Annotated in this window: 17 protein-coding genes; 12 read left to right on the top strand and 5 right to left on the bottom strand. The window is 67.1% G+C overall.

The features are described from left to right. The first annotated feature begins 118 nt into the window (after window positions 1-118). Together purU and M9978_RS05320 are read left to right on the top strand one after the other, a co-directional pair. Window positions 119-970, top strand: a complete 852-nt coding sequence (purU, locus tag M9978_RS05325) for a formyltetrahydrofolate deformylase (protein ID WP_254291942.1) — start codon at window positions 119-121, stop codon at window positions 968-970. A gap of 255 nt (window positions 971-1,225) precedes the next feature. Further along, window positions 1,226-1,573 (top strand): UrcA family protein, encoded by a 348-nt coding sequence (locus tag M9978_RS05320; protein WP_254291941.1) that lies wholly within the window; start codon window positions 1,226-1,228, stop codon window positions 1,571-1,573. 44 nt (window positions 1,574-1,617) lie between these two features. On the opposite strand, the gene M9978_RS05315 is transcribed toward M9978_RS05320, so the two are convergent. Continuing rightward, window positions 1,618-2,358 (bottom strand): LytR/AlgR family response regulator transcription factor, encoded by a 741-nt coding sequence (locus M9978_RS05315; protein ID WP_254291940.1) that lies wholly within the window; start codon window positions 2,356-2,358, stop codon window positions 1,618-1,620. Beyond that, complete coding sequence (locus tag M9978_RS05310) at window positions 2,348-3,463, bottom strand: sensor histidine kinase (protein ID WP_254291939.1); 1,116 nt, start codon at window positions 3,461-3,463, stop codon at window positions 2,348-2,350. Before M9978_RS05310 ends, M9978_RS05315 begins: the two co-directional genes overlap by 11 nt. 312 nt (window positions 3,464-3,775) lie before the next feature. Between M9978_RS05310 and M9978_RS05305 the strand changes: the two genes are divergently transcribed. Continuing rightward, the gene (locus M9978_RS05305) at window positions 3,776-5,965 is read left to right on the top strand and encodes a TonB-dependent siderophore receptor (protein WP_254291938.1); all 2,190 of its coding nucleotides are present in this window, start codon (window positions 3,776-3,778) and stop codon (window positions 5,963-5,965) included. Between the two features lie 127 nt (window positions 5,966-6,092). Further along, window positions 6,093-7,718, top strand: coding sequence for a tannase/feruloyl esterase family alpha/beta hydrolase (locus tag M9978_RS05300; RefSeq protein WP_254291937.1), 1,626 nt, complete (start codon window positions 6,093-6,095; stop codon window positions 7,716-7,718). On the opposite strand, the gene M9978_RS05295 is transcribed toward M9978_RS05300, so the two are convergent. Beyond that, window positions 7,715-9,373, bottom strand: a complete 1,659-nt coding sequence (locus tag M9978_RS05295; RefSeq protein ID WP_254291936.1) for a helix-turn-helix transcriptional regulator — start codon at window positions 9,371-9,373, stop codon at window positions 7,715-7,717. The genes M9978_RS05300 and M9978_RS05295 overlap by 4 nt on opposite strands. Before the next feature lie 260 nt (window positions 9,374-9,633). On the opposite strand from M9978_RS05295, the gene M9978_RS05290 reads away from it, so the two are divergent. The 4 genes from M9978_RS05290 (at window position 9,634) to M9978_RS23275 (ending at window position 13,610) form a co-directional block, all read left to right on the top strand. Continuing rightward, window positions 9,634-10,392 carry an AraC family transcriptional regulator gene (locus tag M9978_RS05290; protein ID WP_254291935.1) on the top strand — a complete coding sequence of 253 codons (759 nt, stop codon included), beginning with the start codon at window positions 9,634-9,636 and terminating at the stop codon, window positions 10,390-10,392. 22 nt (window positions 10,393-10,414) lie between these two features. Continuing rightward, window positions 10,415-10,729 (top strand): hypothetical protein, encoded by a 315-nt coding sequence (locus tag M9978_RS05285; RefSeq protein WP_254291934.1) that lies wholly within the window; start codon window positions 10,415-10,417, stop codon window positions 10,727-10,729. Between the two features lie 59 nt (window positions 10,730-10,788). Beyond that, the gene (locus tag M9978_RS05280; protein WP_254291933.1) at window positions 10,789-12,531 is read left to right on the top strand and encodes a copper resistance system multicopper oxidase; all 1,743 of its coding nucleotides are present in this window, start codon (window positions 10,789-10,791) and stop codon (window positions 12,529-12,531) included. Window positions 12,532-12,938: 407 nt separating this feature from the next. Beyond that, complete coding sequence (locus tag M9978_RS23275; protein ID WP_367305045.1) at window positions 12,939-13,610, top strand: copper resistance protein B; 672 nt, start codon at window positions 12,939-12,941, stop codon at window positions 13,608-13,610. A gap of 20 nt (window positions 13,611-13,630) precedes the next feature. On the opposite strand, the gene miaB is transcribed toward M9978_RS23275, so the two are convergent. Beyond that, window positions 13,631-14,962: a tRNA (N6-isopentenyl adenosine(37)-C2)-methylthiotransferase MiaB gene (gene miaB, locus M9978_RS05270; protein ID WP_254291931.1), complete on the bottom strand. Its 1,332-nt coding sequence runs from the start codon at window positions 14,960-14,962 to the stop codon at window positions 13,631-13,633. Window positions 14,963-15,247: 285 nt separating this feature from the next. Here miaB and M9978_RS05265 point away from each other — a divergent pair, with 285 nt between their 5' ends. The 4 genes from M9978_RS05265 to M9978_RS05250 are packed head-to-tail and all read left to right on the top strand — an operon-like array spanning window position 15,248 to window position 19,062. Further along, complete coding sequence (locus M9978_RS05265; protein ID WP_254291930.1) at window positions 15,248-16,252, top strand: PhoH family protein; 1,005 nt, start codon at window positions 15,248-15,250, stop codon at window positions 16,250-16,252. Then, window positions 16,245-16,754 (top strand): rRNA maturation RNase YbeY, encoded by a 510-nt coding sequence (gene ybeY, locus M9978_RS05260; RefSeq protein ID WP_254291929.1) that lies wholly within the window; start codon window positions 16,245-16,247, stop codon window positions 16,752-16,754. Before M9978_RS05265 ends, ybeY begins: the two co-directional genes overlap by 8 nt. 8 nt (window positions 16,755-16,762) lie before the next feature. Continuing rightward, window positions 16,763-17,683 (top strand): hemolysin family protein, encoded by a 921-nt coding sequence (locus M9978_RS05255; RefSeq protein ID WP_254291928.1) that lies wholly within the window; start codon window positions 16,763-16,765, stop codon window positions 17,681-17,683. 5 nt (window positions 17,684-17,688) lie between these two features. After that, window positions 17,689-19,062, top strand: a complete 1,374-nt coding sequence (locus M9978_RS05250; protein ID WP_254292165.1) for a PQQ-dependent sugar dehydrogenase — start codon at window positions 17,689-17,691, stop codon at window positions 19,060-19,062. Here M9978_RS05250 and M9978_RS05245 read toward each other — a convergent pair. Further along, entirely contained in the window at window positions 19,017-19,481 is a 465-nt protein-coding gene (locus M9978_RS05245) for a hypothetical protein (protein WP_254291927.1), read from the bottom strand. The two genes, M9978_RS05250 and M9978_RS05245, sit on opposite strands and share 46 nt — an antisense overlap. Window positions 19,482-19,573 lie beyond the last annotated feature (92 nt).

Raw genomic sequence — 19,573 nt, 5'->3', positions numbered from 1 at the left:
TCTCGTCGCGGGCTCGCCGATGCGGCGGACTGGCTCAGCTTGTTTCGCGGCGCTAACGATCGCTCGTGCCGCGTTCCTGCCTAACCTAGTTTTCATCCCGACAGATCAGGATCATCGCATGTCCCGTTCGTACATCCTCACGCTGAGCTGCCCCGACCGGCCCGGCATCGTCCATCAGGTCACCGGCGTGCTGTTCCGCAACGGCGGCAACATCCAGAGCTCGCGCCAGTTCGAGGATTCGGAGACTGGCCTGTTCTTCCTTCGCATCGCCTTCGCCACCGCGGGCGACGACCGCGCGATCGCGGCGGAGATGCGCAGCGTCGCCGAGACGTTCGGCATGACCTGGCAGTTGGTCCCCGCCGACCGCCGGACCAAGGTGCTGATCCTCGTCTCGAAATTCGATCACTGCCTCAGCTATCTGCTCTACAAGGAGCGGATCGGCGAGCTGCCGATGGAGGTGGTCGGCATCGCCAGCAACCATCCCGCCGACGCGCTACAGGTCACCGCGATCGGCGATATCCCGTTCCACCATTTGCCGATCACGCGGGACACCAAGCCGCAGCAGGAAGCGCGAATCAAGGCGCTGGTCGACGAGACCGGCGCCGAGCTGGTCGTGCTCGCACGCTACATGCAGATATTGTCGGACGATCTCGCGGCGTATCTGTCGGGCCGCTGCATCAACATCCACCACAGCTTCCTGCCGAGCTTCAAGGGCGCCAAGCCCTATCATCAGGCGCATGCCCGCGGGGTAAAGATGATCGGCGCGACCGCGCATTACGTCACCGCCGAGCTCGATGAGGGTCCGATCATCCATCAGGAGACCGAGCCAGTGACGCATGCGGATTCGGCCGAGGATCTGGTACGCAAGGGCCGCGAGATCGAGAGCCGCGTGCTCGGGCGGGCGGTGACCTGGCATGTCCAGCACCGCATCCTCGCCAATGGCGCCAAGACGGTCGTGTTCGGCGACTGACGAGAGTGCAAATCCGGCGCTGCGACACGCTCGCCCGCGAGCTGGACCATACAAGCCAATGAGCCACCACATGCGTCGAATCTCGGGGGCGTGAAAAACGGCCCGACGTTCGTCGCCGACGATCGGTCGTTCGTCGGATCGAATGGCGGCGGTGGATGCGGTTGTCGCGCTGGTCGAGCGGCGCTGGCGAGCGCCACGGGCGAGGCGTAGCCGGGATCAGCGCCGGCAATGGCGCGCCACGTCCGGAGTCACCCCATGTTGCACAATCTCGCGCGCGCGGCCGCGATCGCCGCTTTCGTCGCTGGCACGCTGCTCGCCCCGGTCCCCGCCCAGGCCGGTGGCGAGCGCTCGGCCAACGTCCGCTATTCCGATCTCAACCTCGCCAGCGCGACGGGCAAGGCGATGCTCGAGCGCCGCGTCGCCAGCGCGGCCGACCGCGTCTGCGGCGTCGCCAACGAGCAGATGCCGCGGCTGATCGCCGCTGCCCGGCGCTGTGCCGCCACTGCGCGCGAAAGCGCTCGCCCGGCGATCGAACTCGCCTATCGCAATGCCGCCAACGGGCAGCTTGCCGCACGCGACATGAGTGTCACTGTAGCACCCTGACGCTCATCGTCCTGCCCCGCCCGCGAGCCCATCTGCGGGCGGGGCTATTTCGCCATGATCGCTTTTGCCGCGGCCTGATAGGTGCGGCCGATCCGCACCAGTTCGCCGTCGCGCAGTTCGGCATGCCACACCCCCAGCCCATCGTGACGCAGCTTGGCGATGCGGTCCTTGCGCACGATCGTCGAGCGGTGGAGCCGCACGAACTGCGCCGGGTCGAGCCGCCGTTCGAGCTCGCTGATCGTCTGGTGAATCAGATAACCGCGGCCGCCCACGCTCAGCCGCATATAGTCGCGCTCGGCATCGATCCGGTCGATATCGGCGGCGCTCAGCCGGATCATCTCCGACCGGTGCGGCACCCAGAATTCCTCGATCCAGCGCGAGCTGGCCGGTTGCGGCCCGGGTTGCGCGCGCCCCGCCGCGTCGGCCGCGCGGGCGACCGCGCGCGCCAGCCGTTCGGCGCTGACCGGCTTGAGCACATAATCCACCGCCGCGACGTCGAACGCCGCGACCGCATGCTGCTCGAACGCGGTGCAGAAGATGACCGCCGGGCGATGCGCCGCATCGGCCAGCGCAGTCGCCACCGCAAGTCCGTCGCGCTGCGGCATGGCGACGTCCAGCAGCACCAGATCGGGGCTGAGCGCATCGATCAGCCGCAGCGCCGCCTCGCCATCGCTCGCGGTGCCGATCAAATCGATCTGCGGGATGCCGGCGCACAGGATCTGCATCCGCTCGACCGCGAGCGGCTCGTCATCGACGATCAGCGTGCGCAGCCGTTCAGCAGCCATGAGTCACCAGCGGCAGCACCAGCTTCGCCTCGAACCCGCCCTCGGGCCGCTTGCCGGCGGTGAGCGAGGCCACGCCGCCGAAGCGCGCCGCCAGCCGGTCGCGCACGTTGCGCAGCCCGACCCCGGTCCCGTTCAGTGCCTTGGCGCCGTTGCCATCGTCCTGCACGCTCACTTCGAGCATATCGCTCGCCACTCGCGCGATCACGCGGATATCGACCGGACGCCGCGCCGGCGCGACGCCATATTTCACGGCATTCTCGATCAGCGGCTGGAGGATCAGGCCAGGCACGCACGCCGCCGCCGCCGCGGGATCGATATCGAACGTGGCGCGCAGCCGCTCGGGAAAGCGCACCGCCTCGATCTCGAGATAGAGTTTCTGCACCGCAATCTCCTCGGCCAGCGGCACGTCCTCGGTCGGCTCGCTGGCGAGGCTGGTGCGGAAGAAGGTCGAGAGGTTGAGAATCATCGCCTCCGCCTCGGCGCGCTTGCCCGCCATGACCAGCGCCGAAATCGAGTTGAGCGTGTTGAACAGGAAGTGCGGATTGACCTGATAGCGCAGCGCGCGCAGCTCTGCGGTCTGCGCCGCCGCGCGCAGCCGCGCCGCCTCACGCTCCGACGCCCGCACTGCGCCGGCATAGGACAAAGCGAGGTAGAACACCGCCCAGGCGAGGATGAAGAAATACCAGTGAAGCGCATTTTCGGCGATGACTTTCGCCGGATCCTTCGGCTCGCGCTCGCTTTCCTGCTTGCCGTGTTCCAGTTCGGGCGGAAGGGGGTCGTAGACGTAGAAGGAGAGGTAGTTGACCGTGGAATAGGCGGTCGCACAAGCGGCGGACAGCAGAAAAGCCGCCGCCACGCGCGCGCGCAGCGTCCGGCGCGAAAAGCGTTGTAACGCCAGATAAAGCAGCCAGGTGAAGCCGATACCGCAAAGGGCCACCCAAGCGCGGTTGTCTACCGTCATCCAGTTATAGCCTGGGCGGGCAAGGATCGCGGCACGCGCCGTCACGCTGACGAAGTAGAAGACCCAGAACCCCACGATCGACAGCAATGCGATCCGTGGCGGCACGGTGAAGGATGCGGGCTCGGTTCGGTGTTCGACGGGCATCGGAAACCCTAACGCAGTGGTTGCTGAAGAAACCATCCGCCATCATGCCATTGATCGAACCTCGTGGCACGCCCGTCGAAATCGCCCGCTGTCACGCCGCATGACCGGCCGCGGTTTCGACTTTACTTGACGGCGAGGCTCATAGTCTCGGCTCGACTATGATCTTGTCTGCTTCGCCTTTCGGCCGACATTACCCTTCTTTACCCTGATTGAGGTGCGACGCGGGGACACCTTACCCGTAATATGCAGCTACGCATCGAAGCATGCGGTCCGGAGCGGGGTCTTCGGGATCATATTAAAAGGGGGGCCATCATGGAACTTCGCATTCAGCCGCAATCCCGGCTCTTGCAGAGCTGCTCGCGCGCCGTCATCGCGGGCGCCGCATTCGCCGCGGCATCGCTCGCGGGACCGGCGCTGGCGCAGGACAGCGAACCAACCCGCGATGACGAAATCCTCGTTATCGGCAAGAACTATGTCGACACCAACCCGGTCTCCAAGGACAAGGCGCCGCTGATCGAGGTCCCGCAGTCAATCTCGGTCATCAGCCGCGACCGCATCGACCTGCTGGGCTGGACCAAGACCGAGCAGACCGTCCGCTACATCTCCGGCGTGGTCGGCGAAGGCTTTGGCCCCGACGAACGCGGCAGCTCGCTGCGCATCCGCGCCTTCACGCCCGACCAGTTCGTCGACGGCGTGCTCTCGCCGGTCGGCGCGCTGCGCAACACCAATATCGACCTCTATCTGATGGAGCGCGTCGAGATTCTGAAAGGGCCGAACTCGGCCTTTTACGGTCAGGTGCCGCCCGGCGGCATCTACAACCTCACGACGCGCCGCCCGCAGTCGGAGTTCAGCGCCGAGCTGCGCGGCACGGTTGGCTCCTATGAGCTCAAACAAGGCTCGGCCGACATCACCGGGCCGCTCAATGCGAGCAAGACGCTGATGTTCCGCATGACCGGCACCGCCTATGACAAGCAGCATCAGGTCGATGGCGCCTTCGCCTATCGCTGGGCCGGCCTCGCTTCGCTGGCGTTCGAGCCCGACGCGGACACCTCGATCCTGCTGACCGGGCTTTATCAGCGCGATGGCTCGTGCTGCACGCTGCAGTTCCTGCCCTATTTCGGCACGCAGGCGCCCAATCCCAATGGCGTGATCCCGCGCGAACGCGCGTCGGGCCAGCCCGATTTCGCCGGCAACTTCCTGCGCCAGTTCGACGTCGGCTATCTGTTCGATCACAAGTTCAGCAACCTGCTGTCGGTTTCCCAGACGGTCAAATATGGCGAATATGTCTTCGACGCCGTGTCGGTCTTCGCGAGCAGCATGGCGGCGAACCTGCGCACGGTGAACCGCACCGGATCGGCCTCCAAGTCCACCACCGCGCGCTGGACGGTGGATACCCGCACCAACTGGACGTTCGGCACAGGGCCGCTCAGCCACGAACTGACCCTCGGCTTCGATTTCTACAGCGCCTATATCCCGAGCGTCTCGGGCACGAACACCGCGGCGGCGATCGATATCTTCGCCCCGGTCTATCCGGCGAATTCGTCGATCGTCATTCCGACGCTCACTTCGCGGACGCTGCAGAAGCAGACGCAGTTCGGCTGGTACGGGCAGGATCGCATCAAGGTCGGCGATTTCGTCCTCACCGCCGGCGCGCGCCATGACACGGTCGACGGCTTCACCCGTAATCTGATCAACAACGTCCGGACCCGGCAGCACAACGAAGCCTGGTCGTACCGCGTCGGCGCGAACTACGTCACCTCGATCGGCCTCGCGCCCTATGTCGGCTATTCGCGCTCCTTCTCGCCGATCTTCGGCACCGATTTCTTCGGCACTCCATTCCAGCCGCAGACCAGCACGCAGATCGAGGCCGGCCTCAAATATGACGTCAAGGGCATGGGCGGGGACAGCCGCATCTTCCTGAGCGCGGCGGCGTTCGAATATAATATCGACAATGTGCTGACCAACGATCCCGACCCGACCCATACCGGCTTCCAGGTCCAGTCGGGCAAGTCGCGGATGCGCGGCATCGAGCTGGAGGGCAGCGGCAGGCTCGCTAACGGCCTCACCTTCAACCTCGCCTTTACCTGGGCGGATCCGATCGTGACCGCGACCAACGCGCCGAACACGGTGCTCACCCCGCCCGGCCAGCCCGCGCTCCCCGGAATTCCGATCCTCGGCAAGCGCCTGCCTGCCATCCCGGAGACCCAGGCCTCGGCGTTCATCGACTATACCTTCCCCGACGGGCCGTTCGAAGGCTTCGGCATCGGCGCCGGCGCGCGCTACACCAGCAACAAATATGGCGACGCCGCAAACTACTTCATGGTGCCGGCGGTGACGATCTTCGACGCGGTGGCGCATTACCGCGTCGACGACTGGAGCTTCTACCTCAACGCGAACAACGTGTTCGACAAGAACTATATCGCGATCTGCACCTCGTTCATCGGCTGCTCCTATGGCGCGGCGCGGGTGATCACCTTCTCGGTGGCCAAGAAGTTCAGGTGAAGGTGACGACCGTCATCTCGGCCACGCCTTACCCTTGGGGCGTGGCCGGTTTACCCCGATTGCCGCGATACGGGCGAACGCGCACTTCGCTAGGATCGCCGTGCGGCGCAGCGTGAGGGGATCAGCGATGGGACATCGGCACGGATGGCGGCAAGCACTCGCCGGAATCGCGTTGTGCGTCGCCTTCTCATCCCCCGTCGCCCTCGCCCGCGGCGCGCCACAGGCCGGCGCGGACGGCTGCCAGCGGCTCGCCCGCCTTACCCTGCCGCACGGCACGCGCATCACGCTCGCCGAGCCGATCGCAGCGAGCGCGGACAAGCCGTGGACCAGCCCTGAGGGCTTTTACGGCCGCGCAAAAGTCGAGCAGCCCTTCTGCCGGGTCGGGGGCACGATCTCGCCCGTGCCGGATTCGCGGATCGGCTTCGAGGTGTGGCTGCCGCTCGCCCCGGTGTGGAACGGCCGCTTCTACGGCACCGCCGTCGGCGCCTCGATGGGCGCGTTCCAATATGCCTCGCTGCCCATGCCGCTGTCGCGCGGGTTCGCCGCCATGACCCACGATAACGGGCACAAGAGCGCCAATTTCTACGAACAGAGCTGGGCGTTCGACGCCGCGACCCGCACCGTTCGCCGCACCCAAGTCGTCGATTTCGCCAGCCGCGCGCAGCATCTCGCGACAGTGATCGCGAAGCAGGTCGCCGCCACCTATTACGGCCGGCCGGTGCAACGCGCTTATTATCTCGGCTGTTCGCAGGGGGGGCATCACGGCATGATGGAGGCGCAGCGCTATCCCGGCGACTATGACGGCATCGTCGCCGGCGCGCATGGCGGCGACTGGAGCCGGATGATGGCGGCGCAGGCCTGGGCGGTGACGCGCGTGGTGCGCGACAACCGCGCCGGCGGGCTATCCAAGCCGCAACTGGCCGCGGTCAGCCGCCATGTGCTCGCCAGATGCGACCGCGCCGACGGCCTCGCCGATGGGCAGATCGAAGACCCGCGCCTGTGCCGCTTCGATCCGGCTGAACTCGCCTGCGGCGCGAAAGGCACTGACACGGCGCTGTGCCTCAACCCCGCACAGGTCGCCGCGACACGCGAGATCTATCGCGGCCCGCACACCTCCGCCGGCCGCCGGCTGGCGCCGGGCTTTGCCCCCGGCAGCGAGACTTACTGGGAATGGCACGACCAGACGCAGCCGCTGACCGGCAGCTATTATGATTTCTACCGGCTGGTTATGCAGCGCAATCCCGACTGGAACCTGCTGTCGATGGACTGGGACCGCGACATCGATTCCGGCCGCCGCCAGTGGAGCGCCGTGTACGACGCGATCAACCCCGACCTGCGCGCGTTCGACCGGCGCGGCGGCAAGCTGATCCTCCATCACGGCTGGTCCGACGGACTGATCACGCCCTATCTCTCGATCGACGCCTATCAGCGCATCCAGCGCCAGATGGGCGCACGCGCCACGGGCAACTTCGCCCGCCTGTTCATGATCCCGGGCATGGGCCATTGCGAGGGCGGCCCGGTCGGCGCGACGCGCAAGGCGCATGAGGAATTGTGGCTGACCGCGATCCAGAACTGGGTCGAGCGCGGCGTCGCCCCCGACGCCACCAATGCCGCCAACACGCTGATCGGATCGGGCAAGATCGACGGCGGCACGCGCCGACGGCCCTGGTGTCCCTTCCCGAAGATCGCGCGCTACAAGGGCAGTGGCGACGTCAACGATCCGCGCAACTTCAGTTGCAGGCAGGCAAGCTAGCCGCGCGCCGCCGCCCGGTCGCGTTCGGCGATCAGCCCGCGTTCGCGCAGCACGCGCACCGCGTCGCGGCGCTTGTGCACGCCGATCTTGCGGAACACCGATTTGAGCCGGTACTTCACCGTATCGGGCGACTTGCCGATCAGCCGCGCGATTTCCTTGTTCGAATAGCCGAGCGAGAGATGCTCGAGGATCGTCGCCTCGGCATCGCTCAACAGGCTCTGCACCGGCGTGCCCGGCGGCCGCGTGCTCAGCGAGCGGGCGAGCGTGGTCAGGAACTGCGCGCGGAACCGGTCCATCTGCGCCGCCGCCTTGAGCCGTTCCTTGAGCGAGGGTTCGACGAACCGCCACGCATCGATGAACGGCCGCACGATCCCCTGGAACATCGCCCGGCCGACCGCCTCGTCGAAGCACGTCTCGGCCTCGTCCGCCGCGCCGGCTTCGCGCAGCCCGCAGGCAAGCAGCAGATTGACGTCGATCAGCAGCCGGCCCGCGCCATGCTGCCCGGCCCAGTGCTTGAGATTGCGCAGCCCCGCGATCGCCGCCTCGTGCCGCCCTTCGAGCAGTGCCAGCTTCGCGCGGCACAGCTGCGCCGCGGTGACCACCGTGCGCCAGACCGACGCCCCCTCGCCCACCGCATCGGCCAGTGCGTCCAGCCCGATCTCGTCGGCATAATCGCGCGCACGCGCCGCGTCCTGATCGTGGTGAAGATACAGTTCGAGTTCGCACAGGCTGGCAAGCTGTTCGAGCTCGGGCAGCAGCCGGCGTTCCGCACGGCTGCGCGCCCGCGCGATCATCGCCTGCGCATCCTCGATCGCGCCCTGTGCGACCAGCGCGCGCGCCGCGGTGAAATAGGCCGCGGCGAAGACGTCCACCCACCCGTCCGACTGCTCCATATAGGGCAGCGCCCAGTCAAGCTGCGCCAGCGCGTCGGCGGGACGGTCCTGTTCGTACAGCAGCACCGCGTCGAACGCCGCGCAATTGGCGGCAAGGTCGACCCGGTCGCCGACGATATCGGCGATCTCGGCATGCGCGCTGGCAAGGATCGCGGCGGCATCCTTGTGCACGCCCTGCGCCCAGCGCACCCGCGCCTCGAACAGCCGCGTGAACAGATCGCTGTCGAGCAGCCCAAGCGTGCGGTAATGCTCGCGCGCCGCCAGCATCGGCTCGAGCGCATGGTCGAGCCAGCCGCTCTCGAAATAGCGCGCGCTCAGCGTCTCGCTGGCATTGGCGAGGATCAGATGATCGTTGGCCGGCAGCGTGCGCAACAACGCCTCGCGCTGCAGCAGCCCGTCCAGCGTCACCGGCGCATTCTCGTAATCGGCCAGGATGTCGCCCACGACGCGAATTTCGGTCCACAGATCGCCCGGCAGGTCGGTCTGGCTCGCCGCCGCGACCAGCCGGTCATAGTCGGCGCGCGCCGCGCAGGTGTCGTCCGACTTGATGCCGAGATAGACCCGCGCCAGCGCCAGCCGCGGATGCGCGAGGATGCACGCGTCGGGCAGCTTTTCCAGCGCGCGCTGCACGACCGCCTGCTGGCCCTGCGGGATCAGCCGCCAGCCACCGGCATTCTCCAGGATCGCGGCAAGCGCCGCGTCGTCCTTTGCACGAGCCGCACGATCGGCGGCGGTCGCCACATTCGACGTCTCAGCCAGCATATAGCCCTCCCCAGGCGCAGCTTGTCTCGGCGGCGGGCTCTGTCGCGGCCCATCCTGCCGATGATCCACCCTGACTCTATCGTTTGGGCCACAACACATCCAGTTTATTCCCCTTCACGGGGCCAAAGCCGCCGGCTGGCGCCTTCCCCTCCTGCGGAGAAGAGTGAGGGCGTCCCGCGACGGGTAAATTCGGGGTAGGCCCGTTGCAGATAAACCGGCGCCGGATAGTTTGATCGAGCCAATCGCGTTGGAGCCTCGTCATGATATGCAGCGCCGACCTTCCTACCGACCTGCCCGTGCTGGCGGCATTCGAGGACCATTACCGCGCCGGCTATGTCGATCCCTGGCATGCGCACGAGCATGCCCAGCTCGCCTTCGCCAGCTCGGGCGTGCAGGTGATCAACACCGACGGCGCGAGCTTCATCCTGCCGCCCAACCGGGCGATCTGGATACCGCCGGGCACCAACCACCAGACGATCTGCCGCAGCGACGTCGTCTTCCAGGTCGTCTATGTCGATCGCGCCTTCCGGCCGCACAATGACCGCTGCCATGTGTTCGAGGCGTCCGCGCTGCTGCGCGCACTGATCGGCGAGGTGGTGGCGCTCGCGGGCCGCTATGACAGCGATGCGCGCAGCACCACGATCGTCGAGCTGCTGCTGGGCGAGATCGACCGCATGCCCGACGTGCCCGTGCAGGCCGAGCTGCCCGTCGACCGCCGCCTGCGCCGCGTGTGCGAGGCGATCCTCGCCGATCCGGGCGACTCACGCGACATCGATTACTGGGCGCGGCAGGCCGGCATGTCGCGCCGCACCTTCACCCGCTCGTTCCGCGATGAGACCGGCATGGGCCTCGCCACCTGGCGGCGGCAGGTGCGGGTGATGGAGGCCGCCTCGCGCATCTCCGCCGGCGAAGCGATCACCTCGGTCGCCTATGATGTCGGCTATGACAGCCCGAGCGCGTTCACCGCGATGTTCCACCGCACCTTTGGCGCGACGCCAAGCGCCTATTGCCGGCGCTGACCCCGGCGCCTAGTTTCGGCGCATGCGCCACTGGCTCCTGACCCTTGCGATCCTGTGCGGGATGCTCTTCGCGCCGCTAGCGATGGCGAGCGAACGCGCACAGCCGCCCGGCGCGAGCGAAATCACCAGCCATTGCGCCGATACCGGCGAGGACCGCGACAAGCCCGCCCCGGCCAAGCAATTCCGCTGCATGGGCGCCTGTTTCGGGGTCGAGGCGGGGGTGGCCCGGCTGCCGCTGCGCGTCATGTCGTCGCCGCTCGCCGCGCCGATCCCGGTCATCGCGTCGCTTGACGACGTCGTGATCGAGCACGACCCCCCGCCGCCGCGCCGGACCTGATCGAACCCGAGCTGCGGCCATCCCGGCCGCCGCACCTTTCGATCAGACAGGAATATGTAATGACATTGATGACCAGGCGGCGCAGCTTGCTGCGCGCCGGCGCCTTCGGCCTTGCCGGCCTCGGGCTCCCTGAGTTTCCCGCATGGGCGCAGAGCGGCTCGCCCGGCCTGCGCCCCGACAGCCCCATACTGGCTGGCGAGGACATCCGCCTGCGCATCGCGCACGACCTGTTCAAGGTCGGCGGCCGCAGCGGCCACGCGATCACGATCAACGGCGTGCTTCCCGCCCCGCTGATCCGCCTGCGCGAGGGGCAGAATGCCCGGCTGCATGTCGAGAACGCGCTGGACGAGGACACATCGATCCACTGGCACGGGCTGATCCTGCCGTTCCACATGGACGGCGTGCCGGGGATCAGCTTTCCCGGCATCAAGCCCGGGACGACCTTCACTTACGAATTCCCGGTCGAGCAGGCGGGCACCTATTGGTACCATTCGCATTCGGGATTGCAGGAGCAGATGGGTCATTACGGCCCGCTGGTGATCGACCCCGAGGGCGCGGAGCCTGCGCCCTATGACCGCGAGCATGTGATCGTCCTGTCCGACTGGACCTTCCGCCACCCGCATCAGCTGATCGCCAGGCTCAAATCGAAGGGTGGCTATTTCAACCGCCAGAAGCAGACCGCGAGCGACGGCGGCATGTCCGCCGCCGAGCGCGCGATGTGGGGCAAGATGCGGATGGACCCATCCGACATCGCCGACGTCACCGGATCGACCTACGTTTATCTCGTCAACGGCCATGGCCCTGCCGAGAACTGGACCGGGTTGTTCAAACCCGGCGAGCGCGTGCGGCTGCGCATCATCAATGCCTCGGCGATGACGATCTTCAACCTGCGTATCCCCGGGCTGCCGATGACCGTGGTGATGGCCGACGGCCAGCCCGTTCGCCCCGTCGAGACCGACGAATTCCAGATCTCGGTCGCCGAGACCTATGACGTCATCGTCACGCCCACCGCCGATCGCGCGTACACGCTGGTGGCGGAGTCGATCGACCGCTCCGGCATGGCCCGCGCCACGCTCACGCCGCGGCTCGGCATGACCGCGCCGGTCCCGGTCCTTCGCAAGCGCCCGACGCTGTCAATGCGCGATATGGGCATGGACATGGGGTCGGACGACAGCTGCACGCCCGAACATGCCAAGATGGGCCACTGCACGCCGGGCGCGCCCGCTGCGGCAATGGACCACAGCATGCGCGACAGGTCGCTCGTGCCGCCCGCGGTCAAGGTCGGCGTTGGCGTCGACATGATCGCGCCGATGCCCGCCGACCGCACTGGCGACCGCCCGCTGGGCCTGGAGAACGAACCGCACCGCGTGCTCACCTATCACGATCTCGCGCCGCTCGTGCCCTTCCCAGACGAGCGTCCCCCGGCGCGCAGCATCGACATCCACCTCACCGGCAACATGGAACGCTTCATGTGGTCGTTCGACGGCCGGAAGATGAACGAGGGCGCCAAGCCGATCCGGTTCGAACTGAACGAGCGCGTGCGCGTGAACCTCATCAACAATTCGATGATGAATCACCCGATCCACATCCACGGGCATTTCTTCGAGCTGGTGACCGGCAAGGATCACGGCCACCCGGTCAAGCACACGGTCAACGTGATGCCCGGCGGCAAGGCGAGCTTCGACCTCACCGCCGACGCGCCCGGCGACTGGGCGTTCCACTGCCATCTGCTCTACCACATGCATGCCGGGATGATGAACGTCGTCAAGGTGCGGCCAATGAAGGAGGGAGACGCGAAATGAGCCTCCTCCTCACCGCGCTCCTGATCGCGGCCGCGAACCAATGCACGCCGGAACATGCCGCAATGGGCCACTGCAAGATGGCGCCGGCTGCGAAGCCCAAGGCTGCGGCAAAGGCCAGACCGGTCGCAAAGCCCCAGCCAAAACCCACAGCCAAGGCTAAGCCGAGACCGGCACCGCGCCCCGCGTCATCGGCCCTGGTGCCCGCATCACCACCCCCGCCGCCCGTCGCGCCACCCGCACCCGCACCGGCTGCCGTCGATCCGAAATGCCCGCCCGAGCATGAAGCGATGGGCCATTGCAAACCCGCTACGCCTACCCCGACAGTAGAACCGCCCAAGGCCGCACCGCCAGCCACCGCCTTCAATGGCCTCGAACACGCCGCCGACGCCATCTGGAACCCTGCCGAAATGGCCCGCGTGCGCCGCGCGGTCTATGCCGAGCATGGCGCGTTCAAGGGCAGCAAGGTACTGCTCGACCGGCTCGAATATCGCGCGCGCGACGGGCGCGACGGCTATGCCTTCGAAGGTGAGGCGTGGTTCGGCGGCGACTATGACCGGCTGTGGCTCAAGGGCAGCGGCAAAGGCGATTTCGGCAAGCCGATCGAATCCGTCGAATTGCAGGCGCTCTACAGCCGCGCGCTCGATCCGTGGTTCAATCTGCAGGCGGGCATCCGGCAGGATTTGGGCCGCGGTCCCGACCGCACGCATCTGGTGGTCGGCATTCAGGGCCTCGCGCCCTATTGGTTCGAGATCGACGCCGCCGCCTTTCTCTCGACCAAGGGTGAGCTGACTGCCCGCATCGAGGCGGAATATGACCAGCGCCTCACCAACCGGCTGATCCTGCAACCGCGCCTCGAACTCGATCTCGCCGCGCAGGACGTGCGTGAGTTCGGCATCGGCGCAGGGCTTTCGTCGGTCGAGGCCGGGCTGCGCCTGCGCTACGAGATCGTGCCCGAATTCGCGCCCTATATCGGCGTCGAATGGGAACGCTCGGTCGGCCGCTCCGCGAACTTCGCTCGGGCAGCGGGCGAAGGCACTGGCGGCTGGGCCTTTGTCGGCGGGGTACGCGTCTGGTTCTAGGCGACGGGCAGGCGGTGGCTTTACGCCGCCGCCTTCACCCGTTCGACGCCCGCCAGCGAATTGGGGTCGGCGCGCACGATCTCGACCTCGACCAGTTCGCCGATCTTGGCATCGGTCATCAGATGCACCGACTGCAGCCAGGGCGATTTGCCCAGCATCTGCCCGGGCAGCTTGCCCTGCCGTTCGATCAGCACGCTGCAGGTCCGGCCCAGCGTCGCAGCGTTGAACGCCGCCTGATCGCGGTTGAGCGCCGCCTGCAGCCGCTGCAACCTTTCGTCCATCACCGCAGGCGCGACCTGCCCGTCCATCTCGGCCGCCGGCGTGCCGGGCCGCGGCGAATATTTGAAGCTGAAGCACTGCGCATAACCGACCGCATCGACCAGACTCAGCGTATCGGCGAACTCGGCGTCGGTCTCGCCGGGAAACCCGACGATGAAGTCACCCGACAGTGCGATATCGGGCCGCGCCGCACGCACGCGGTCGAGAACCCGCAGATAGGAATCGCGCGTATGGCTGCGGTTCATTGCCTTGAGCACGCGGTCGTTGCCCGCCTGCACCGGCAGATGCAGGAACGGCATCAGCTTCTCGACCTCGGCATGCGCGCGGATCAACCCTTCGCGCATGTCGTTGGGATGGCTGGTGGTATAGCGGATCCGCGCCAACCCCTCGATCTTGTCGAGCGCGGCTATCAGCCCGTGCAGCCCGGTTCCGGCCGCATCGTCCCACGCATTGACGTTCTGCCCCAGCAACGTGATCTCGCGCGCACCGACATCGACCAGCGACCTGGCTTCGTCGACGATCGCGTCGAACGGCCGGCTGACCTCGGCGCCGCGCGTATAGGGCACCACGCAATAGGTGCAGAATTTGTCGCATCCCTCCTGCACCGTCAGGAATGCCGATGGCCCGGTCTTGCGCCGCGCCGGCAGCGCACCGAACTTGGCGATCGCCGGCATGCCGGTATCGAGCGCGCTGCCCCCCGCCGCGGCCTGCGCGACCAGTTCGGGCAGATTGTGATAGGCCTGCGGGCCGACCACGACATCGACCTTGGCGCGCCGCACGATCTCCTCGCCCTCGGCCTGCGCGACGCACCCCGCCACCGCGATCATCGGCGCCGCGCGGTCCGCGATCCGGGCGTCCTTGCGCAGCCGGCCAATGTCCGAAAACACCTTTTCGGTCGCCTTTTCGCGGATGTGGCAGGTGTTGAGCACGACCAGATCGGCGCTTGCAGAATCGGCCGCAGCGGTCATGCCCTGCGCCGCCATCAGCTCGGCCATGCGCTCGCCGTCATAGACGTTCATCTGGCAGCCGAACGACTTGACGTGGAAGGTCTTGGGTGGGTTGGGGGCGTTCATCGCGCGGGCCTATAGCGCATGATGTTCGCCGGGGGGAGAGGGCCGCGACTGTGGCCGAATGGCGTCACCCACAGGAAAAGCATCGCGTGCCGACATGCCCCCTGTCCTACACGTCCGCGCTCTGCCATCCTCGCCGCACGACATGCGAAACGGAACCTCCGCGCTGCATCCCGGTTTGCCCCTGATGGCCGCCTTTCGCCCGCGCTTCCGCCCTGTCGCCCCGCCGTCATTCTCGCGCGATAGATGTCGGGACCTTTGTGACTTTTCGCGCTTCGAAAGGACCGCATGAGCCGTAAGCCAGTCCCCGCCCAGCATGGTGAACGCTCGCGAGTCGAGGTCACCTTCGACCGGCCGCAACTGCTGCCGCAGCTGTTCGGGGAGTATGACAGCAACATCCTCGCGCTCGAGGAGCGGCTCGGCGTCTATATCCATGCCCGCGGCCAGCGCGTGGTGATCGAGGGCAGCGCCGAAGCCGTCGCGCACGCCCGCGAAGTGCTGCAAGAGCTTCACAGCCGCGTGATCCGCGGCGAAGCGATCGATACCGGCCTGATCGACGCCGTGATCGCGATGTCAAGCGAGCCGACCTTCAGCGGGATCATCCGCGCCGAGAATGATTCCGGCGCCGCGCCGCCGATCATGATCCGCACGCGCAACAAGACGATCGTGCCGCGCTCGGTGACGCAGACCGCGTATATGCGCGCGCTCGTCTCCAACGACATCATCTTCGCGCTCGGGCCGGCGGGCACCGGCAAGACCTATCTCGCGGTGGCGCAGGCCGTCGCGCAGCTGATCACCGGTTCGGTCAAGCGCCTGATCCTCTCGCGCCCCGCGGTCGAGGCGGGCGAGCGGCTGGGCTTCCTGCCGGGTGACATGAAGGACAAGGTCGACCCCTATCTGCGCCCGCTCTACGACGCGCTCTACGACTGCCTGCCTGCCGAGCAGGTCGAGCGCCGCATTTCCTCGGGCGAGATCGAGATCGCGCCGATCGCCTTCATGCGCGGCCGCACGCTCGCCGACGCCTTCGTGATCCTCGACGAGGCGCAGAACACGACGCCAATGCAGATGAAGATGTTCCTCACCCGCTTCGGCCAGAACAGCCGCATGGTGGTGTGCGGCGATCCCAAGCAGACGGACCTGCCCGGCGGGCCGGGGGCGTCGGGCCTCAACGATGCGGTGAACAAGCTTGAAGGGATCGAGGGCATGGCAATGGTCCGCTTCGGCATCGGCGACGTCGTGCGCCACCCGATCGTCGGCCGAATCGTCAATGCCTATGAGGGCGGCGATGCTTGACGTCGCCGTCCAGCGCGAAGGCGACTGGCCGCAGCTCGACTGGGACGCGATCAGTGCCCGCGCCGCCGCGGCCGCGATCGAGCAGACGCCCTATGGCGAGCTCGCAGCCGCCGAGGCGACGATCGAGATCGCGGTGCGGCTGACCTCGGACGCGGAGGTGCGCCAGCTCAACGCGCAGTACCGGCAAAAGGACAAGCCGACCAACGTTCTCTCCTTCCCGATGATCGAGCCCGATCTGATCGAGGTGCTGACCCAGAACAGCGACGATGGCGAGGTGATCCTCGGCGATATCGTGCTCGCGCATGGCGTCTGCGTCACCGAAGCGGCGGAGAAGGGCATCAGCGTCGAGCATCATGCCACGCACCTCATTGTCCATGGGGTGCTGCATTTGCTAGGCTATGACCATCAGGGGGATTCCGAAGCCGAGGCGATGGAATCGATGGAGCGCGCCGCGCTCGAGACATTGGGCATCCCCGACCCCTATCTGGTGCGCGAGGACTGAACACTCCAATGGCAGACGGTTCCAGTAGCGGGAACGGCGACAGTAGCGGCGACGGGGGAATATGGCGCGGCCTGCGCACCCTGCTGTTCGGCGACGAGCATAACGAGACGCTGAGGGAGCGGATTGAGGACGCGATCGACGAGGCCGAGGGCGAAGCGGGCGCGACGAGCGGCCTCAACGCCAATGGCGACCTCTCGCCGCTCGAGCGCAAGATGATGCGCAACCTGCTTCATTTCGGCGAGCGCGACGCGGGCGATGTCGGCGTACCGCGCGCCGATATCGTCGCGGTCGAGGAAAAGACGAGCTTCGCCGAGCTGGTCCAGCTGTTCGCCGAGGCCGGGCACAGCCGCTTGCCGGTCTATCGCGAGAAGCTCGACCGCGTGGTCGGGATGATTCACATCAAGGACGTGTTCGGCGTCGTCGCCGCCGGCGCCGGCCCGCCGTCCAAGATCACCGACCTCATGCGCACGCCGCTCTACGTCCCGCAATCGATGGGCACGCTCGACCTGCTCGCGCAGATGCAGGCGAGCCGCACCCACCTCGCCATCGTGCTCGACGAATATTCGGGCACCGAAGGACTGATCACGATCGAGGATCTGGTCGAGGAGATCGTCGGCGAGATCGACGACGAGCATGACGATGCCCCCGCCGCGCTGTTCGTGCCGCTCGACGATGGCGGCTGGGACGCCGATGCGCGCGCCGAGCTGGAGGACGTCGCCGCGGCGATCGATCCGCGGCTGGGCGAGGTCGAGGAGGATATCGAGACGCTCGGCGGCCTCGCCTTCATCCTCGCCGGGCATGTGCCGCAGGCAGGCGAATGCCTGGCCCATCCGAGCGGCTGGACGCTCGAGGTGCTCGAGGCCGACGCGACCCGCGTCCGCAAGCTGCGGCTTCACCCGCCCAAGGAACTGGTGGAGACCGAGGCATGACTCGTTTGCGCAAATTTCTGATCGTGCTGCTCGTGCTCGCGCTCGTCGCGCTCGGCACCGTCTGGTGGCTGAGCCGTCCCGATGTGGCGAAGCTGGCCGCGAACGACGTGGCGGGCCGCTTCCCCAAGCTCTCCTCGCCGCGGCAGGAAACCTTCCCCACGGTGAACGTCGCCAAGGCCGTCGGCTGGCCGGGCGAGGCCAAGCCCACGGCCGCGGCGGGTTTGACGGTCAACGCCTTCGCCAAGGGGCTCGATCATCCACGCTGGCTCTATCGCCTTCCGAATGGCGACGTGCTGGTGGCCGAGAGCAACTCGCCGCCACGCGAGGGCGGCGGGTTCACCGGCTGGGTGATGAAGACGCTGATGGGCCGCGCCGGCGCCGGCGTGCCCTCGGCCAACCGCATCACCTTGCTGCGCGACGCCGATGGCGATGGCGTGGCGGAAAGCCGCTCGGCACTGCTCACCGCCGCCAACGGGCTCGATTCGCCGTTCGGCATGGTGCTGCTCGGCGAGACGCTCTACGTCGCCAATCACAATGCGGTGATCGCTTTCCCGTTCAAGGTCGGCGACACGAAGATCGCGGCCAAGGCGCGCAAGATCGCCGACCTGCCCGGCGGCGGCAATCACTGGACGCGCGACCTGATCCTCAGCCCCAGCGGTCAGACCTTCTATGTCAGCGTCGGCTCCGCCTCTAACATCGCCGAAAATGGCCTCGACCTGGAGAAACGCCGCGCCGCGATCCTCGAAGTCGACCCGAATAGCAAACAGGTCCGCATCTTCGCCACTGGCATCCGCAATCCCGTCGGCCTCGCGCTGAACCCTGCGAGCAAGCGGCTATGGGCGGTGGTCAACGAACGCGACATGCTCGGATCGGACATGCCGCCCGATTATCTCACGCAAGTCGATATCGGCGCCTTCTATGGCTGGCCGTGGAGCTATTGGGGTGGCTATGTCGACAAGCGCGTGCGGCCCGAACGGCCCGATTTGCTCGAATATACCGCACGGCCCGATTTCGCGCTGGGCGCGCATGTCGCCCCGCTCGGCCTGACCTTCGCGCAGGATGTGCAACTCGGCGGCAGCTATGCCAGCGGCGCGTTCATCGGCTTGCACGGCTCGTGGAATCGTGTGCCGGCGACCGGTTACAAGGTCGTCTATGTGCCGTTCGACGGCAAGGGGCTGCCGGTCAAGGGCGCCAAGCCGGTCGATGTGCTGACCGGCTTCCTCGACGGCGAAGGCAATGCGCGGGGCCGCCCGGTCGGCGTGACGGCGGACGCCAGCGGCGCGCTGCTGGTCGCGGACGATGTCGGCAATGTGATCTGGCGGGTAAGTTCGCCTCAGTCCGCGGGCACCGCTTCCGCCGCCGCTTCCGCGCCCCGGTAAACCGCGATGTCGGCGGTTTCAGGCTCGCTGCGCGTCGGCGCAGCGGCGGCGGCATCGGTCGCCGCGATGGCCGCCTCATGGTCCATCTTCGCATAGCTCGCATCGGCATAAGCAGGCTGATCATAGAGCGCGTCGTAATCGCGCGCCGCCGCCTCGGCGGCGATCGGCTGCGGCACGTCGGAAGCCTGGGCAGGATAATAGCCGACAAATTGCGGCGTATTGGGCGCCCGCACCGTTGCGGCGGCGGGCGGCAGCGCGGCGATCTCCTGCTCGACGCCATAGCTCGGCATCTGCCATCCGCCATCGGGATAGAGACCGCCGGTCACCGTGAAATGCCCGGCGAGCGCACCGGCGCAACTGCCAAAAGCCAGTGATCCCGCAACGATCATCCCCACCAGCGGCCAGCGGATCGCGCGCATCTCAGCGCTCCACCTGGCGGTGGGCCAGCACGAGCGGCGGAGTGGGCGGCAGGTTACGCATCGGGACCTCCTCAATGCGCAAACCGTCATGG

This window comes from Sphingomonas tagetis (assembly GCF_024211275.1).
Taxonomy (GTDB): Bacteria; Pseudomonadota; Alphaproteobacteria; order Sphingomonadales; family Sphingomonadaceae; genus Sphingomonas; species Sphingomonas tagetis.
The sequence above is the reverse complement of the archived record's forward strand: the minus strand, read 5'-3'. Positions and strand labels throughout refer to the sequence as shown.

Coding starts and splice junctions, on each gene's coding strand:
- purU (WP_254291942.1), top strand. CDS start 119: ATGTCCCGTTCGTACATCCTCACGCTGAGCTGCCCCGACCGGCCCGGC.
- M9978_RS05320 (WP_254291941.1), top strand. CDS start 1,226: ATGTTGCACAATCTCGCGCGCGCGGCCGCGATCGCCGCTTTCGTCGCT.
- M9978_RS05315 (WP_254291940.1), bottom strand. CDS start 2,358: ATGGCTGCTGAACGGCTGCGCACGCTGATCGTCGATGACGAGCCGCTC.
- M9978_RS05310 (WP_254291939.1), bottom strand. CDS start 3,463: ATGCCCGTCGAACACCGAACCGAGCCCGCATCCTTCACCGTGCCGCCA.
- M9978_RS05305 (WP_254291938.1), top strand. CDS start 3,776: ATGGAACTTCGCATTCAGCCGCAATCCCGGCTCTTGCAGAGCTGCTCG.
- M9978_RS05300 (WP_254291937.1), top strand. CDS start 6,093: ATGGGACATCGGCACGGATGGCGGCAAGCACTCGCCGGAATCGCGTTG.
- M9978_RS05295 (WP_254291936.1), bottom strand. CDS start 9,373: ATGCTGGCTGAGACGTCGAATGTGGCGACCGCCGCCGATCGTGCGGCT.
- M9978_RS05290 (WP_254291935.1), top strand. CDS start 9,634: ATGATATGCAGCGCCGACCTTCCTACCGACCTGCCCGTGCTGGCGGCA.
- M9978_RS05285 (WP_254291934.1), top strand. CDS start 10,415: ATGCGCCACTGGCTCCTGACCCTTGCGATCCTGTGCGGGATGCTCTTC.
- M9978_RS05280 (WP_254291933.1), top strand. CDS start 10,789: ATGACATTGATGACCAGGCGGCGCAGCTTGCTGCGCGCCGGCGCCTTC.
- M9978_RS23275 (WP_367305045.1), top strand. CDS start 12,939: ATGGCCCGCGTGCGCCGCGCGGTCTATGCCGAGCATGGCGCGTTCAAG.
- miaB (WP_254291931.1), bottom strand. CDS start 14,962: ATGAACGCCCCCAACCCACCCAAGACCTTCCACGTCAAGTCGTTCGGC.
- M9978_RS05265 (WP_254291930.1), top strand. CDS start 15,248: ATGAGCCGTAAGCCAGTCCCCGCCCAGCATGGTGAACGCTCGCGAGTC.
- ybeY (WP_254291929.1), top strand. CDS start 16,245: ATGCTTGACGTCGCCGTCCAGCGCGAAGGCGACTGGCCGCAGCTCGAC.
- M9978_RS05255 (WP_254291928.1), top strand. CDS start 16,763: ATGGCAGACGGTTCCAGTAGCGGGAACGGCGACAGTAGCGGCGACGGG.
- M9978_RS05245 (WP_254291927.1), bottom strand. CDS start 19,481: ATGCGCGCGATCCGCTGGCCGCTGGTGGGGATGATCGTTGCGGGATCA.